Source organism: Staphylococcus capitis subsp. capitis (assembly GCF_040739495.1).
Taxonomy (GTDB): Bacteria; Bacillota; Bacilli; order Staphylococcales; family Staphylococcaceae; genus Staphylococcus; species Staphylococcus capitis.
This window is the reverse complement of record NZ_CP145263.1, coordinates 1,812,950-1,830,613: the sequence shown is the minus strand read 5'-3', so window position 1 is coordinate 1,830,613 and position 17,664 is coordinate 1,812,950. Positions and strand designations below refer to the sequence as shown.

Here is a 17,664-nt window from a genome sequence, read left to right as displayed (position 1 = left end):
GTAGCAATATTGTGTCATTATATTTGTAAGGGCTTTCAAATATGTTGGTGTTCGCTTTTTATGATTATTTATATTGAGATGAAATAGCTGTTGCAACAGTATTTAAAGGTTTTTTCATTTTCAATAAAATAAAGCTTGAGAGCCGTTAGAAATCAGTTATGATATTGTTAATAAGTTTCATAATTAGAGAACAAAGGGGAGATATTATGACTAAATCTGAACAAATTATTGAATTGACTAATCATTATGGGGCACATAACTATGTACCACTTCCAATTGTTATTTCAGAAGCGGAAGGTGTATGGGTTAAAGATCCAGAAGGCAATCAATATATGGACATGCTTTCAGCTTATTCTGCGGTAAATCAGGGACACCGTCATCCTAAAATTATTCAAGCGTTAAAAGATCAGGCGGATAAAGTGACTTTAGTTTCTCGCGCATTTCATAGTGATAACTTAGGGGAATGGTATGAGAAAATTTGTAAATTAGCTGGTAAAGATAAGGCGTTACCAATGAATACTGGTGCTGAAGCAGTAGAAACTGCATTAAAAGCAGCTCGACGTTGGGCTTACGATGTTAAAGGGATTGAACCTAACCAAGCTGAAATCATAGCGTTTAACGGTAACTTTCATGGACGTACCATGGCTCCAGTATCACTTTCATCAGAAGTTGAATATCAACGAGGTTATGGTCCTTTACTAGACGGTTTCCGTAAAGTTGATTTTGGTAATGTTGAGAAGTTGAAAGAGGCAATAAACGAGAACACTGCAGCGATTTTAGTCGAACCTATTCAGGGAGAAGCAGGTATTAATGTACCGCCAGAAGGTTATCTTAAAGCGATTAGAGAATTATGTGATAAGCACAATATTCTATTTATTGCTGATGAGATTCAAGCAGGCTTAGGTCGTTCAGGTAAACTATTTGCTACAGATTGGGATAATGTTAAACCGGATGTCTACATTTTAGGAAAGGCTTTAGGAGGAGGCGTCTTACCAATTTCGGTAGTCTTGGCAGATAACGAAGTACTAGATGTATTTACGCCAGGTTCACATGGTTCCACATTTGGAGGAAATCCTCTAGCTTGTGCGGTCTCAATTGCAGCATTAGATGTAATTATAGATGAAGACTTACCAGGTCGTTCATTAGAATTAGGTGAATACTTCAAGGAAGAACTTCAAAAAATTGAACATCCTTCTATAAAGGAAGTTCGTGGAAGAGGTTTATTCATTGGTATAGAGCTTCATGAAAGTGCTAGACCATATTGTGAAGCCTTAAAAGAAAAAGGTTTATTATGTAAAGAAACGCATGACACAGTTATTAGATTTGCACCACCATTAGTTATAACTAAAGAGGAATTAAATTTAGCATTAGAGAAAATCAAAAGCGTGTTTGAGTAAGTTCAAAAAGTTGTAACATTCGCTTTGTAAACCCTTTAAAAAGCGTACACTTGTGTTACAATAAAATTTGAAAGCGAAATCATTAGTTAAAAAGAGGCGAATAGGATCATGACTGAGAATAATAATTTAGTGACTTCCACTCAAGGGATTATTAAAGAAGCATTACACAAATTGGGATTTGACGATGGAATGTACGATCTTATTAAAGAACCATTAAGATTTTTACAAGTTCGCATTCCAGTACGTATGGATGATGGTACAGTTAAAACATTCACTGGTTACCGTGCACAGCATAATGACGCCGTTGGTCCTACTAAAGGTGGGGTACGTTTCCACCCAGAAGTGGATGAAGAAGAAGTTAAAGCTTTATCTATGTGGATGACTTTAAAATGCGGTATCGTTAACTTACCTTATGGTGGTGGTAAAGGTGGTATCGTTTGTGACCCACGTCAAATGAGTATTCATGAAGTTGAACGATTATCTCGTGGATATGTAAGAGCTATTTCTCAATTCGTTGGACCAAACAAAGATATTCCAGCGCCAGACGTATTTACGAACTCCCAAATCATGGCTTGGATGATGGATGAGTATAGTGCACTTGATAAATTCAACTCACCTGGTTTCATTACTGGTAAACCTATCGTATTAGGTGGTTCAGAAGGGCGAGACCGTTCAACAGCTTTAGGTGTAGTTATTGCAATTGAACAAGCAGCAAAACGTAGAGGTATGAACGTCAAAGATGCTAGAGTAGTTATTCAAGGTTTTGGTAATGCTGGTAGTTTCTTAGCTAAATTTTTATATGACTTAGGTGCCAAAGTAGTTGGTATTAGTGATGCTTATGGTGCATTACATGACCCTAATGGTTTAGATATAGATTATCTATTAGATCGTCGTGATAGTTTTGGTACAGTAACTAACTTATTCGAGGAAACAATCTCTAACCAAGAATTGTTTGAATTAGATTGTGATATTTTAGTACCTGCTGCCATCTCTAATCAAATTACAGAAGATAATGCGCATGATATTAAAGCTGACATTGTTGTTGAAGCGGCAAACGGACCAACAACACCTGAAGCTACACGCATTTTAACTGAAAGAGGTATTTTACTTGTTCCAGACGTATTAGCAAGTGCTGGTGGTGTGACTGTATCTTATTTCGAGTGGGTTCAAAATAACCAAGGTTACTATTGGACAGAAGACGAAGTTAATGAAAAATTACGTGAAAAATTAGTTAGTGCATTTGATACAATTTATGAATTAGCACAAAACCGAAAAATTGATATGAGACTTGCCGCGTACATTGTAGGTATTAAACGTACAGCGGAAGCTGCTCGTTATCGCGGTTGGGCTTAAAACTGTTAACCAAATAAAGAATGTAATAGGGAAACCTGCAACTTGTAATGAGTTGCAGGTTTTTTTAGAGCTATGAAATAGTAAAAGTTTTTTCAAAATAATTTCGATATCTTAGCTTAAGAAAGCAACCGATGATTAAAGAATGAAAAATCGTAGTGAGTGGTAGAACGACATACTAAAAGACTTTGTGAGATAGTTTGACTATCCCACAAAGTCTTTTTGAAAGAAATATTTATTGATTTTTTGAAACGGCTTTATATAAATCAGCGTAGTTAGTGAAAACGCCATCCACACCATACTGATTTAAACGTCTCATATCATTAACGTTATTAACTGTATAAGGGTGTACTAAGAAACCTAAATCTTTAAGGTGTCTAGTATTTTTAATATTTAAGTCTGTGTATTCAGGACCAACACCCACTGCATATGATTTAATTGCCTTCAAATCTTGGTCTGAAGCGTTCGTTAATTCAAATTTATTCATTAATTTGATTAAAGGTACATTTGGATTCATTTGATGTAGTTTTTGTAAACTATCTCCGGAAAATGATTGTAACATTACATGTCCATTGTTTAATGAACTGTTCGTTAACATACCATGTCGGGCTAAGGTATTTAGTAATTGTTTTTCCATTCCAGGATAAACATCAGGTGATTTAGTTTCAATATAATAATTGGCATTTTTACCATATCTATCTAAAATTTCATCCAACGTAGGTACTTTTGCATTTTTATATTTCTTGTTGGCATATTTAGGATTTGCTTTATTAAACCAACTTCCAGCATCGAGTTGTTTTAATTGTTTTAAAGTATAATGATCAACACGACCATGTCCATTTGTAGTGCGATTTACTGTTTCATCATGCATTGCTACTAAATGACCATCTTTAGTGCGTTGTAAATCAATTTCTATGTAAGAAGCGCCTAATTCATTATGACTTTTATCATAAGATTGAAAAGTATGTTCAGGTGCATAACCACTTGCACCTCTATGGGCTATAGTGGTGTATTTTTCACCTGTAGGATTTGTAGCCCAGTGAGCATGTGAATCGTTAGTTTTTCCACTTACTGAATCAGATTCGGATTCTCGTTTGAAATGGTTATTTTGATTTGTCTTAGTTGTTTGATGTGTTTGACTTTGATTGGCTTTTACTCCTTTAGTATTAAGGAAGTTAGAGGTAGTGATACAAATGATACCAATAAATAGCGCAACTAAACTCGTCAAAACTATTCTTTTAGATTTGAACATAAAAACATCCTTTCAAATTGATGTGATAAATATAAATTACACCATTTTAAAAGGATGCAAAAGAGAACGAAGAAAATTTTATATAAAATTTACTAAATTAAAATATTATTAAAAAACTTAATTAATATTTAACAAATTCGAAAGGTATTAATTATCAGTTAAATAATATCTCGAAGGTATTAATTTAATAGTGATTTTGCTATGTCTAATTGATGTTTAACAGAATTTTGTCCTGTTGAACCATAACTTTTACGACGTTTTAAACAATTTTCAGGATGTAAATAGTCATAAATATCTTCATCAATATTAGAATGATGTGCTTTATATTCCGATAATGGCACAACAAGTAGGTAAATACCTTTATGAATGCAATTTAGTACAATTTTTCCAACAATTTCATGAGCGGTTCTAAAAGGCACCCCTTTACTTACTAGATAATCTGCAAGCTCAGTAGCATTTGAAAAATCTTTTTTTACAGTTTCACTTAAACGTTCAGTATTTACGGTCATTGAGGCTATCATACCTTCAAAGATACGTAGAGAGCCTTTGACTGTATGAATTGCATCGAATAAACCTTCTTTATCTTCTTGCAAATCTTTGTTATAAGCTAATGGTAAACCTTTTAGCGTAACTAACATACTCATTAAGTGACCTGTTGTGCGTCCAACTTTACCTCTAATTAATTCCGCCATATCTGGATTCTTCTTCTGAGGCATAATCGATGAACCAGTTGAAAAAGCATCTGATAAAGTTATAAATTTAGCTTCATCCGTTGACCAGAAAATAATTTCTTCAGCAAAACGAGAAAGATGGACCATTGTTAATGAAATATTATGCAACGTTTCGATAATATAATCTCGGTCGCTGACTGCATCGAGACTATTTTCATAAATATTTGTAAAACCTAAGAGTTCTTGTGTTTCGTGTCTATCAATAGGATGTGTCGTACCACTTAAAGCAGCAGCGCCAAGAGGTGAAATATCGATACGCTTCAGACTATCATTAAAGCGCCCTTTATCACGTTCTAACATCCAGAAGTAAGTCATGACGTGATGCGCAAAAGAAATAGGTTGCGCACGTTGGAGATGCGTGTATCCAGGCATTATCGTATCAACATGGTCTTCAGCAAGTTTAACTATTTCATGTTGAAATGAGTTGATTAATTCGATAATATTCTGAACTTCTTCTTTTGTATATAAATGCATATCTGTTGCGACTTGGTCATTTCTACTACGTCCAGTATGCAATTTACCACCAGTTTCTCCAATACGTTGAATCAATTCATGCTCAATATTTAGATGTATATCTTCTAATGATGCTTTAAATTCAATATTTCCTTCATTAAAATCTTTCTGGATATCTTTTAATCCTTGGATGATAGTTTGAGCTTCATTCTGTGTAATAATATTTTGATTCGCAAGCATAGTGGCATGTGCAATACTACCTTGTATATCCTGATTAATTAAATTTTTATCGAATTCAATTGAAGCATTAAAGTCATCAACCCAATCTTCTGGTTGAGCTTCAAATCTACCTCCCCAAGCTTTACTGCTCATCACTATAACCTCCATGTAACATTGCATTTACTTGTGTAGGTAATCCATAGATGTCGATAAATCCTACTGCGGCTTCTTGGTTGAATGCATCCTCTTTTGTATAAGTAGCAAGTTTTTCATCATATAATGTGTATGGTGATTTTCTACCATTCACTACTGCATTACCTTTAAATAATTTAACTCTTACGTCGCCTTCAACGTATTGTTGTGTGCTATCAATAAAGAGTTTTAAACTGTCCGTAAGTGGTGAGAACCATAATCCATTGTATATTTGTTCTGAAAATTGCTTTTCAATAACCGGTTTAAAATGAGCAACATATTTGGTTAAAGTAATTGTTTCTAGTGCCTTATGAGCTTTGAGTAATACTTCAGCTCCAGGAGTTTCATAAATCTCTCTAGATTTAATACCGACCATTCTATTCTCAACATGGTCGATTCTTCCAATACCGTGTTTACCAGCTAATTCATTTAAGAAAAGAATAAGGTCATCGAGTTGATAATCTTTACCGTCAATTTGAACTGGGATTCCTTTTTTAAATGAAATAATAATTTCATCTGCTTTATCAGGTGTCTGTTCAAGAGGTGTAGTTAAGTCAAATGCATCTTCAGGTGGAGCTGCATAAGGATCTTCTAAAATTCCACATTCATTTGCTCTTCCCCAAAGATTTTGGTCGATGGAGTAGGGAGAGTCATGGTTGATTGAAACCGGTATATTATGTTTAATGGCATAATCAATTTCTTCTTCTCTACTCCAAGCCCACTCACGTACAGGAGCAAATGCTTTTAAATTAGGATTTAATGCTTTAATAGCTACTTCAAAACGTACTTGATCGTTTCCTTTACCAGTACATCCATGTGCAATTCCAATAGAATTAGTTTTTTCAGCGATTTCTACTAGCTTTTTAGCAATCAATGGACGAGAAAGAGCAGAAACTAGTGGATATGCATTTTCATACATTAAATTTCCTTTAATTGCATAGCTTACATAATCTTCACTAAATTCTTTTGTTGCATCAATGATATGACATTCAATAGCTCCCATATCTAAAGCTTTTTGATATACAACATCAAGATCTTTGCCTTCTCCTACGTCTAAGCAACATGCTACGACGTCGTATCCTTTATCAATCAACCATTGCACTGCAACGCTTGTATCTAAACCGCCAGAATAGGCTAAAACAATTTTTTCTTTCATAAGTTTACACCTCTAATAAATTTTCAGAATTTTAATATGGATACATCATAGCAGATTATAGATGAAAATAAAACCATTATATTACATAAATATTCAAAATATACATGTAGGAGGATGCATTGATACTTCATTAAACTTTGTAATAATGGTATTTTTAATATATTTAAAAATTCTGTAAAATGAATATAAAGTTAATATAGATATTGCTGATAAAATCTATAAATAGCTTGTAATTTAAATTGAAAATTCACAGAACAATCACTTTTCTGGTCTTGAGACAGTCTTGTGAATTGAATAGCTTATATAAACTTAGTAAAATTAATATAGTATACATCATAGGAGGCAATAAGATGACGCATATTCAATTAGATTATGGTAAAACTTTAGAATTTTTCGACAAACATGAATTAGAACAACAAAAAGATATCGTTAAAACGATTCATCATACAATTCATAAAGGTACTGGCGCCGGTAAAGACTTTTTAGGTTGGTTAGACTTACCAGTAAATTACGATAAAGAAGAATTTTCAAGAATAGTGGAAGCATCAAAACGTATTAAATCCAATTCTGACGTACTTGTTGTAATTGGAATTGGTGGTTCATATCTAGGTGCGAGAGCAGCTATCGAAATGTTAACTTCATCATTCAGAACTAGTAATGAATATCCAGAGATTGTATTTGTAGGTAATCATTTATCATCAAGTTATACTCAAGAACTAGTAAATTATTTAGCTGATAAAGACTTTTCAGTAAATGTAATCTCTAAATCTGGAACAACTACTGAACCAGCAGTTGCATTTAGATTATTTAAACAATTAGTAGAAGATAAATATGGTAAAGATGAAGCGAAACAACGCATTTTTGCTACTACAGACAAATCAAAAGGTGCTTTAAAACAATTAGCAAAAAATGAAGGTTACGAAACTTTTGTCGTACCTGACGATGTAGGTGGAAGATATTCAGTTTTAACTGCAGTAGGTTTATTACCAATCGCTACAGCTGGTATTAATATCGAGTCAATTATGATTGGTGCAGCTAAAGCACGTGAAGAATTATCATCTGAAGATTTAGAGCAAAACATTGCATATCAATACGCTACTATTCGTAATATTTTATATAGCAAAGGCTATACAACAGAAATGTTGATAAACTATGAACCTTCTATGCAATATTTTAATGAATGGTGGAAACAATTATACGGTGAATCTGAAGGTAAAGATTTCAAAGGTATCTATCCTTCAAGTGCCAATTACACAACGGACTTGCACTCTTTAGGACAATACGTACAAGAAGGACGTCGCTTCTTATTTGAAACAGTTGTTAAAGTAAATCACCCTAAACATGATATTACTATTGAACAAGATAGTGAGGATTTAGATGGATTAAATTACTTAGCTGGTAAAACAATTGATGAAGTTAATACAAAAGCATTTGAAGGTACACTATTAGCGCATACTGATGGTGGAGTTCCTAACATCGTAGTGAACATTCCTCAATTAGATGAAGAAACATTCGGCTATGTCGTGTATTTCTTTGAACTTGCATGTGCAATGAGTGGTTATCAATTAGGAGTAAATCCATTTAACCAACCTGGCGTAGAAGCTTATAAACAAAATATGTTTGCATTATTAGGTAAGCCAGGATATGAAGATAAGAAAAAAGAATTAGAAGATCGCTTATAATTTTTCAATTATAAGTTAGTATTCAAAATATAGTAATTTGTAGCCAAGGCTTGAGAAAATCTCTCAAGTTCTTGGCTTTTTTACATATTCAGTTTGAGATCTTGTTATTAATTATTTATAAATACCAGTGTGAGTATTTACTACTAAAATTTGACTTATATTGTGAACAAAATTTAGTTGTTTCAAAAAGCGTAAATTACCACTATAATAATAAAGTAATATTAACCCTAGAAAGGATTTGATGTTTTGTCGTTTCATCAATTGGAAGAATGGTTTGACGTATTTCGGCAATTCGGATACATTCCTGGGTTCATTATGCTCTATTTGAGAGCAATTGTACCTGTGTTACCTTTGACACTTTATGTTGTGTTATTAATGCACGCTTATGGGTCAATTCCGGGAATTATCATCAGTTGGTTAGGCATCGTAACTGGTACATTCACAGTATTTTTAGTATGCAAGAAATTAATTAATACTGAAAAAATGAAAAATGAAAAAAAGAGAAAATCTGTACAAAGACTTATAAGTTTTATAGATAGACAAGGTTTAATACCTTTATTTATATTATTATGTTTTCCATTTACACCTAATACATTGATTAATTTAGTAGCAAGTTTGTCTCATATTAAAGTGAAATATTATTTCATTGTTTTGACTATTTCGAAACTTATTTCCATTACTATTTTAGGAGTAATGGGAAGAGAAGTAACTACCATTTTTACTAATCCAATACGCGCACTAATAATGCTACTATTGCTCGTTGCACTTTGGTTTGTTAGTAAAAAAGTAGAAAAATATTTTATGGGTTCTACTAAGGAGTGAAAATGTGCAACGCACGATTAAATATTTGATTTCCTTAATTTTTGCAATTATTATTGTACTATTCGTTCAAACCTTTATTATTGTTGGTGCGGTTATACCTAATCATAATATGTCTCCGACGTTGAAGAAGGATGATAGAGTGATTGTTAATAAAATAAAGGTTACTTTTGATTTACTAAGAGATGGGGATGTTATCTTGTATAGACATAACGGGGTAATCCATTTCAGTAGAATTGTTGGTAAACCTGGAGAATCAGTTGAAATTAAAAATCATCATCTATATAGAGATGATAGACGCGTCAATGAACAATATGCTAAAAATAGACAAATAAAAAATATTGCATTACGAAATATTAAAGATTCAGATGGAGATATTGTGCCACCTGGTTCATATTTTGTATTAAATGATAATGATGATAATAAATCAGACTCGAGACGCTATGGTTTAATTGATAAACAAGATATCATTGGCGATGTGAGTTTAAAATATTACCCTTTTAAGGAATTCGCCTATGATTTTTAGAAACTAGAAGAGGTGTGAAAATTGAAAAAAGAAATAATTGAATGGATTGCCGCCATTGCCGTAGCGCTAGCACTTATATTTTTAATTGGAAAATTTATTGCTAAGCCGTACACTATTAAAGGTGATTCAATGGACCCGACGCTCAAGGATAGTCAACGTGTAATGGTAAATATTATTGGTTATAAAATCGGTGGCGTTAAAGAAGGTAACGTTATTGTTTTCCATGCTAATAAAAAAGATGACTATGTTAAACGTGTTATTGGAACACCGGGCGATAGTGTTCAATATAAAAATGACACATTATACATCAATGGAAAGAAACAAAAAGAACCATATTTAAACTATAATGAAAAGCGCAAACAAACTGAGTATATTACAGGAACATTTAAAGTGAAGGACTTAGCAAATGCTAACTCTAAAACAAATGTAATACCTAAAGATAAATATTTAGTTTTAGGTGATAATCGTGAAGTAAGTAAGGATAGTCGCTCATTTGGTTTAATAGATAAAGATCAAATAGTTGGTAAAGTTTCATTTAGATTTTGGCCGTTTAACGAATTTAAATCAAATTTCAATCCTGAAAACACTAAAAACTAAGAATTTTAAAGCTATGTAAAATTATTTCAATAATGGGGACATCTATAATTTTTAAAATTATAGATGTCTCCATTTTTTATTTATATTAGAACCTAACTTTGGTGTGATAATATAAAGGATAAAGGAGTGAGGGAATGTTATGGAATTAAATACATATATCGGTAGAGCTGGTACGGGTAAATCAGCTTCAATGTTAAATTATATAAAGAACGAAATGAAACATGATCCTCTAGGTGATCCTATTGTATTAATCGCTCCAACTCAGAGTACATTTCAATTAGAACAAGCCTTTGTAAATGATACAGAACTTAATGGAAGTTTAAGAACAGAAGTCCTTCACTTTGAAAGGTTAAGTCATCGTATTTTTCAAGAAGTAGGAGGATATACAGAACAAAAATTATCTAAAGCTGCCATGCAAATGATGATTTATCATATTGTTCAACAATACGATACAGAACTTAAATTGTACCGTTCTCAATCTAAATATTATGGCTTTAGTGAGAAACTCGCAGAACAAATCCAAGATTTTAAAAAATATAGTGTCACACCGGACCATTTAAATCAATTTATTAAAGAACATCAGTTACAAACGAGAACACAACATAAACTAGAAGATATTACTCTAATTTATAAAGAGCTAGAATCTCGCATGAGTGGGGAATTTATAACTACTGAGAATAGTCTAGAACGTTTTATCGATCAAATGTCAAAATCTGAGTGGCTCAGACGAGCAGAAATATTTATTGATGGATTCTATAACTTTTCAACACTTGAATACAGAATGATTGAAGCTTTGGTACAACATGCTAAGAGTGTCACAGTTTTATTAACAACAGATGGTGACCAAGACCCTTTTAGTCTATTTAGAAAACCATCAGAAGTTTTAACACATCTCGAAGACATTGCGAACCAATTAAATATTCAATTAAATAAAACCTTATTTCATCAAAGATTTCGATTTAAAAATGATGATCTCATGCATTTAGAAAGTGATTTTGATGCTTTGCAAATGACACCTCTATCTCATTCAAATCATGTTGAAATACTCGAATCTTCTAATATACGTGAAGAAGTGAATGAATTAGCCAGACGAATTATTAGAGATGTTCGTGATAACCAATTGAGATTTCAAGACATTGCTATCTTGTATCGTGATGAATCATATGCATATTTATTCGATTCTATTTTCTCCCTATACGATATTCCATTTAATATAGATACTAAAAAGTCAATGTCACATCATCCAATTATGGAAATGATTCGTTCTTTAATTGAGGTTATACAGTCGAATTGGAATATTAACTCTATGTTGCGTTTATTTAAGACAGATGTACTAACTGCACAATTTAAGCATAGTAGCTACTTAATAGATTTATTAGAGAATTTCGCATTAGAGCGTGGTGTTTATGATAAACGTTGGTTGGATGAGGAAGTATTTCATGTCGACCAATTTAACAAAATGGGACGTAAATCACATGCTTTAACTCCCCAAGAAAAAGAAACGTACGAAGAGGTAATTCGTTTAAAGAACAATGTCATTGATAAAGTTTTATACTTTGAAAAAGCGATGAGTGAAGCACATACTGTGAGGGATTTTGCGACTGCTTTTTACGAAAGTATGGAATATTTCGAACTCCCAAACCAACTCATGACCGAAAGAGATGAGTTAGACGTAGCAGGTAAGCATCAACAAGCAGAGGAAATCGATCAAATTTGGAATGGATTAATTCAAATTTTAGATGATTTGGTAACAGTTTTTGATACTCAAGAGATGACTTTAAAACAATTCCTTGAAGTGTTTGATATAGGATTAGAGCAGTTAGAATTTGTTATGATTCCGCAGACCTTAGATCAGGTAAGTATCGGTACAATGGATTTGGCTAAGGTTGATAATAAACAACATGTATATATGGTAGGGATGAATGACGGTTCATTGCCTCAACCTGTATCTTCATCTAGTTTGATTACAGATGAAGAAAAGAAATATTTTGAACAAAATGCACAAATTGAATTAAGTCCGACATCAGATATTTTACAAATGGATGAAGCATTTGTTTGTTATATTGCTATGACACGTGCATGTGAAAAAGTAACTTTCTCATATAGCTTGATGGGAAATTCGGGAGAGGAAAAGGAAATAAGTCCCTTTTTATCACAAATTAAAGATTTATATCATAATTTAGATATTGTTAATATTCAGCGACAACATGAAGAACAACCAATAGGTCTTATGCAACACGTGCATCAAACTAAAATTGAATTATTTGATACATTGCGTAGATGGTTAGATCATGAAGATGTAGATATAAGATGGCTAGATGCATACCAAGTGATTCGAGATGATGAGCGATTAAATGAGGGATTAGATTATCTTATCACTTCTCTGACATACGATAATGAAACAGTTCAGTTAAATGAAACACTCACAAAGCAATTATACGGAAAAACTATTAATGCAAGTGTGTCACGCTTTGAGGGTTACCAGCAATGTCCGTTTAAACATTACGCATCACATGGATTAAGGTTGAATGAACGTTCGAAATATGAATTACAAAACTTTGATTTAGGAGATATTTTCCATTCAGTGCTAAAACATATTTCTGATCGTGTAGAAGGAGACTTTAAGAACTTAGATCGTAAAAAGATTAGAGCGTTAACTGAAGAAGCATTGGAGTTGATATTGCCTAAAGTACAGTTCAACTTATTGAATTCAACAGCTTACTATAAGTATTTATCTAGAAGAATAGGTTCTATAGTAGAAACAACTTTAAATGCTTTAAAGTATCAAACAGGCTTTTCCAAATTTGTACCGCAAAGATTTGAAACAGGCTTTCGTAAATCACCTAAAAATAGAGATGAATTAGTTGCAAAGCCTCTACATACTAGACAAGGAATTCCTATTAATATTAGAGGTCAAATCGACCGAATTGATACGTATACTAAAGACGATCACAGTTATGTAAATATCATTGATTATAAATCTTCAACTGGTAGTGCGACTTTAGATTTAACGAAGGTGTACTATGGGTTGCAAATGCAAATGATGACTTACATGGACATTGTCTTACAAAATAAAGATAGACTAGGGCTGACTGATATAGTTAAACCAGGTGGGTTACTCTATTTTCACGTCCATGAACCGCGTATTAAATTTGATAACTGGTCCAAAATTGATGAAGAGAAATTAAATAAAGAATTAATTAAAAGTTTCAAAATGAGTGGTCTTGTAAATAGCGATGAAGAAGTAATAGATGCATTAGACAAGCGTTTGGAGCCAAGTTTTAATTCAGATATCGCTCCAATTGGTTTAACTACTAAAGGTGCAATAAGTAAGAATACGAGTCGTGTAGCTAATGAAGATGTGATTCGACAATTTATTCAGCACAATAAGAAGAATTTCATTGAAACAGCTACTCATATTATGGATGGTCATACAGAGGTAGCGCCTTTAAAATACAAAAATACTTTACCATGTCAATTTTGTAGTTATCAGTCGGTATGCCATGTGGATAGTATGATAGATAGTAAACGTTATAGAACAGTAGATGAGTCTATTAAACCTATAGAATTAATTCAAAATATGATTGATGAAGGTGGTGACCAGTGATGATACCAACTAAACCTAATGATGTAATTTGGACTGACGCACAGTGGCGTAGTATATATGCTAAAGGTCAAGATGTCCTCGTCGCTGCTGCCGCTGGTTCGGGTAAAACTGCTGTATTAGTTGAACGTATTATTCAACGAATTCTTCGAGATAATATGGATGTTGATCTTTTACTAGTTGTAACGTTTACAAATTTGAGTGCGCGTGAAATGAAGCTTCGTGTAGACCAACGTATTCAAGAAGCTTCTCTTGCTGAACCCGATAATGAGCATTTAAAAAATCAACGTGTTAAAATTCATCAGGCTCAGATTTCTACGTTACATAGTTTTTGTTTAAAATTAATTCAACTACATTACGACGTTTTAGACATTGATCCTAATTTTAGAACAAGTAGTGAAGCTGAAAACGTCCTACTGCTTGATCAAACAATTGACGATGTTCTCGAACGCCATTATGACATTCTAGACTCTGATTTTATCGAGTTAACTGAGCAGTTGTCCTCAGATAGAAATGATGACCAATTTAGAAATATTATTAAACGTTTGTACTTCTTTAGTATTGCAAATCCTAATCCATTCAAATGGTTAGATCAATTATCTCAACCTTATAAAAACGAAGGCCAACAAAATCAATTATTGAAATTACTAAATGATTTAGCAATGATATTTCTAAAAGCTGCTTATGAAGAAATTATAAAAAGTTTTAACTTATTCTCAATGTTTGACAATGTTGAAAAACAATTAGAAGTAGTGGAAGATGAACGTCGTTTTATTTCTAAAGTTATCGAAGGTGACATGATTAATACTGATGCACTGGTATCACACCAATTTGTAAGCCGTTTTCCTTCAATTACCAAAAAGATTAAAGAAGCAAATGAGGGTATGGAAGAGGCGTTAGATGATGCTAAAAAACACTATGATAAATACAAAGGCCTCGTTAGTGATGTGAAAAATGATTATTTTTCAAGAAGTGCGGACGATTTGAAGTTAGATATGCAGAAATTGGCTCCTAGAGTAGCTTATTTAGCTCAAATTGTGAAAGACGTCATCGAAGAATTTAGCAAACAAAAACGAAGCCGTAATTTACTGGACTTTGCAGATTATGAGCATTTTGCATTACAAATACTTACTAACGAAGATGGTACACCTTCACATATTGCAAAAACGTATCGAGAACATTTTGAGGAAATTCTAGTGGATGAGTATCAAGATACGAACCGTGTTCAAGAAAAGATTTTATCTTGTATTAAAACAGGCGAAGAATATAACGGTAACCTATTTATGGTAGGGGATGTAAAACAATCAATTTACAAATTTAGACAAGCTGATCCAAGTCTTTTTATTGAAAAATATAATCGCTTCACTAGTGAAGGAGAAGGTACAGGGATGGTCATAGATCTATCTCAAAACTTCCGTTCTAGACAAGAAGTACTTTCTACCACAAATTATCTTTTTAAGCATATGATGGATGATAACGTTGGAGAGATAATCTATGATGATGCGGCTCAACTCTATTATGGAGCACCATATGATCAAGCTGATAAACCTGTACAACTTCGTGCATTAATTGAAGCTGATAGAGAAACGAGTGAATTAACAGGAAGTGAGCAGGAAGCTAATTACATCGTAGAACAAGTGAAAGATATCATTGAAAATGAACAAGTATATGATATGAAAACTGGAACTTATAGAAGTGCAACATTTAAAGATATTGTAATACTTGAAAGAAATACTGATAATGCGCGTAATTTGCAGCAAGCATTTAAAAATAGTGATATTCCATTCCATGTTAAAAGTAAAAAGGGTTACTTTGAACAAACTGAAGTACAACTAGTATTATCATTTTTAAAAACTGTTGATAATCCTTTGCAAGATATTTATCTTGTAGGGCTCATGCGTTCAGTTATTTATCAATTTACAGAAGATGAATTAGCAGAAATTAGAGTAGCTAGTCCTAATGATATTTATTTTTATCAATCGATTCAAAATTATATAGATGACAATAATGCTAAAGAGGATTTAGTTCACAAATTACAAAGATTTATAAAAGATATAAAAAATTATCAAGATTATAGACAAAATGAACCTGTTTATCAGCTTATTGACAAATTTTACAATGATCATTTTGTTATACAATACTTTAGTGGTCTTATTGGTGGAAAAGGACGACGCGCAAATCTCTATGGTTTAATTAATAAAGCTATTGAATTTGAAAACTCTAGCTTTAGAGGTTTATTCCAATTTATTCGATTTATAGATGAGCTGATTGATAGAGGAAGAGATTTCGGTGAAGAGAATATAGTTGGGCCAAGTGATAATGTTGTTAGAATGATGACCATCCATAGTAGTAAAGGATTAGAATTTCCGTTTGTTATTTATTCAGGACTTTCTAAAAAATACAATGAAAAAGACTTGACTCAACCTGTCATTTTAAACCAACAATACGGTTTAGGAATGGATTATTATGATACAGATAAAGAAATGATCTATCCATCATTATCTTCAGCAGCCTACCGCGCTATTAATCGAAAAGAACATATCTCTGAAGAAATGCGTCTCATTTACGTTGCATTAACTCGTGCTAAAGAACAATTGATTTTAATAGGTAGAGTCAAGAAAGAACAAGAATTGACTGAACTTGAACAATTACCTATATCTAAAGATCTTATTGCAGTAAATGAACGCTTGACTGCTAAGAATTCATTCAAATTCATTTATAGTATTTTAGCTAAACATCAATCAGCATCTTTACCTGACGAACAGAAATTTGAACGAGATATTGAAACACTTAATTCTGAAGTGAAACCACGCGTAACGATCACAATTGATCACTACGAAGACGTATCCACAGAAGAGGTTACCCCTGAAAATGAACGTCGAACAGTTAATGATATTGATGACTTCAACAGTGGTAATGATGATGTAAAAGCTAAGATTCATCATCAATTAGCGTATGAATATCCTTATCAGGAAGACACTTTGAAACCTTCAAAGCAGTCTGTATCTGAACTTAAACGTCAACTTGAAACAGAGGAAAGTGATACAAACTATGATAGAGTCAGACAATACCGTATCGGTGTAGCAACATATGAGCGTCCTAGATTTTTAAGTGAAGATAAGAAGCGGAAAGCCAATGAAATTGGTACGTTAATGCACACAGTAATGCAACATCTTCCATTTAAAGAAACGGGATTAACAAGAGAAGAGCTCGATTCATATATTGATATGCTGATTCATCGTAATATCATTGAAGAGGATGCTAAAGCCGATATTAAATATGATGATATAATGAGATTTATTGAAAGTTCTTTATATCTGCAAATTGCACAAGCAGACAAAGTGTATACAGAATTGCCATTTGTTGTTAATCAAGCGAAGGTCGATCAATTACCTGAAGATAATCAAGACGTTTCAATTATTCAAGGTATGATTGATTTAATTTTTCAAAAAGATGGAAAATACTATTTCGTGGATTATAAAACAGATGCATTTAATCGACGAAAAGGGATGACTGATGAGGAGATTGGACAACAACTTAAAGAGAAATATCAAATCCAAATGAAGTATTACCGTAATACGTTAGAAACTATACTCAAACAGCCAGTTCAAGGTTATCTATATTTCTTTAAATTTGGTATGTTAACAATAGATGAATAATAAGCATAATACTGTTTGTTAGAATAA

At 32.6% G+C, this 17,664-nt stretch carries 11 protein-coding genes; 8 read left to right on the top strand and 3 right to left on the bottom strand.

Annotation, left to right across the window (positions count from 1 at the left end; all coding sequences use genetic code 11):
- Positions 1-206: 206 nt before the first annotated feature.
- Complete coding sequence (locus tag V6C74_RS09015; protein WP_002452840.1) at positions 207-1,397, top strand: ornithine--oxo-acid transaminase; 1,191 nt, start codon at positions 207-209, stop codon at positions 1,395-1,397.
- Between the two features lie 108 nt (positions 1,398-1,505).
- Entirely contained in the window at positions 1,506-2,750 is a 1,245-nt protein-coding gene (locus tag V6C74_RS09010) for a Glu/Leu/Phe/Val dehydrogenase (RefSeq protein WP_002452841.1), read from the top strand.
- A gap of 232 nt (positions 2,751-2,982) precedes the next feature.
- Here V6C74_RS09010 and V6C74_RS09005 read toward each other — a convergent pair whose 3' ends face one another.
- The 3 genes from V6C74_RS09005 to V6C74_RS08995 form a co-directional block, all read right to left on the bottom strand.
- On the bottom strand, positions 2,983-3,951 hold the full coding sequence (locus tag V6C74_RS09005; protein WP_306008926.1) for a glycerophosphodiester phosphodiesterase: 969 nt from the start codon (positions 3,949-3,951) through the stop codon (positions 2,983-2,985).
- A gap of 227 nt (positions 3,952-4,178) precedes the next feature.
- Positions 4,179-5,555, bottom strand: coding sequence for an argininosuccinate lyase (argH, locus tag V6C74_RS09000; protein WP_016898813.1), 1,377 nt, complete (start codon positions 5,553-5,555; stop codon positions 4,179-4,181).
- Complete coding sequence (locus V6C74_RS08995; RefSeq protein ID WP_016898812.1) at positions 5,545-6,750, bottom strand: argininosuccinate synthase; 1,206 nt, start codon at positions 6,748-6,750, stop codon at positions 5,545-5,547. The genes argH and V6C74_RS08995 overlap by 11 nt, the downstream gene beginning before the upstream one ends.
- A 350-nt stretch (positions 6,751-7,100) precedes the next feature.
- Here V6C74_RS08995 and V6C74_RS08990 point away from each other — a divergent pair, with 350 nt between their 5' ends.
- The 6 genes from V6C74_RS08990 (at position 7,101) to addA (ending at position 17,637) form a co-directional block, all read left to right on the top strand.
- Entirely contained in the window at positions 7,101-8,432 is a 1,332-nt protein-coding gene (locus tag V6C74_RS08990) for a glucose-6-phosphate isomerase (RefSeq protein ID WP_002452845.1), read from the top strand.
- A 246-nt stretch (positions 8,433-8,678) separates the two neighbouring features.
- Positions 8,679-9,254, top strand: a complete 576-nt coding sequence (locus V6C74_RS08985) for a TVP38/TMEM64 family protein (protein WP_002452846.1) — start codon at positions 8,679-8,681, stop codon at positions 9,252-9,254.
- Positions 9,255-9,258: 4 nt separating this feature from the next.
- The gene (gene lepB / locus V6C74_RS08980; RefSeq protein ID WP_002452847.1) at positions 9,259-9,777 is read left to right on the top strand and encodes a signal peptidase I; all 519 of its coding nucleotides are present in this window, start codon (positions 9,259-9,261) and stop codon (positions 9,775-9,777) included.
- Between the two features lie 21 nt (positions 9,778-9,798).
- Positions 9,799-10,374, top strand: coding sequence for a signal peptidase I (lepB, locus tag V6C74_RS08975; protein WP_002452848.1), 576 nt, complete (start codon positions 9,799-9,801; stop codon positions 10,372-10,374).
- 139 nt (positions 10,375-10,513) lie between these two features.
- A complete protein-coding gene (addB, locus tag V6C74_RS08970; protein WP_002452849.1) occupies positions 10,514-13,981 on the top strand; it encodes a helicase-exonuclease AddAB subunit AddB in 3,468 nt (1,155 codons plus the stop codon).
- Positions 13,981-17,637, top strand: a complete 3,657-nt coding sequence (gene addA / locus V6C74_RS08965; protein WP_016898811.1) for a helicase-exonuclease AddAB subunit AddA — start codon at positions 13,981-13,983, stop codon at positions 17,635-17,637. The genes addB and addA overlap by 1 nt, the downstream gene beginning before the upstream one ends.
- Positions 17,638-17,664 lie beyond the last annotated feature (27 nt).

Bases quoted from the DNA above. Each gene is read 5' to 3' on its own strand.
- V6C74_RS09015 (WP_002452840.1), top strand. From the start codon at position 207: ATGACTAAATCTGAACAAATTATTGAATTGACTAATCATTATGGGGCA.
- V6C74_RS09010 (WP_002452841.1), top strand. From the start codon at position 1,506: ATGACTGAGAATAATAATTTAGTGACTTCCACTCAAGGGATTATTAAA.
- argH (WP_016898813.1), bottom strand. From the start codon at position 5,555: ATGAGCAGTAAAGCTTGGGGAGGTAGATTTGAAGCTCAACCAGAAGAT.
- V6C74_RS08995 (WP_016898812.1), bottom strand. From the start codon at position 6,750: ATGAAAGAAAAAATTGTTTTAGCCTATTCTGGCGGTTTAGATACAAGC.
- V6C74_RS08990 (WP_002452845.1), top strand. From the start codon at position 7,101: ATGACGCATATTCAATTAGATTATGGTAAAACTTTAGAATTTTTCGAC.
- addB (WP_002452849.1), top strand. From the start codon at position 10,514: ATGGAATTAAATACATATATCGGTAGAGCTGGTACGGGTAAATCAGCT.
- addA (WP_016898811.1), top strand. From the start codon at position 13,981: ATGATACCAACTAAACCTAATGATGTAATTTGGACTGACGCACAGTGG.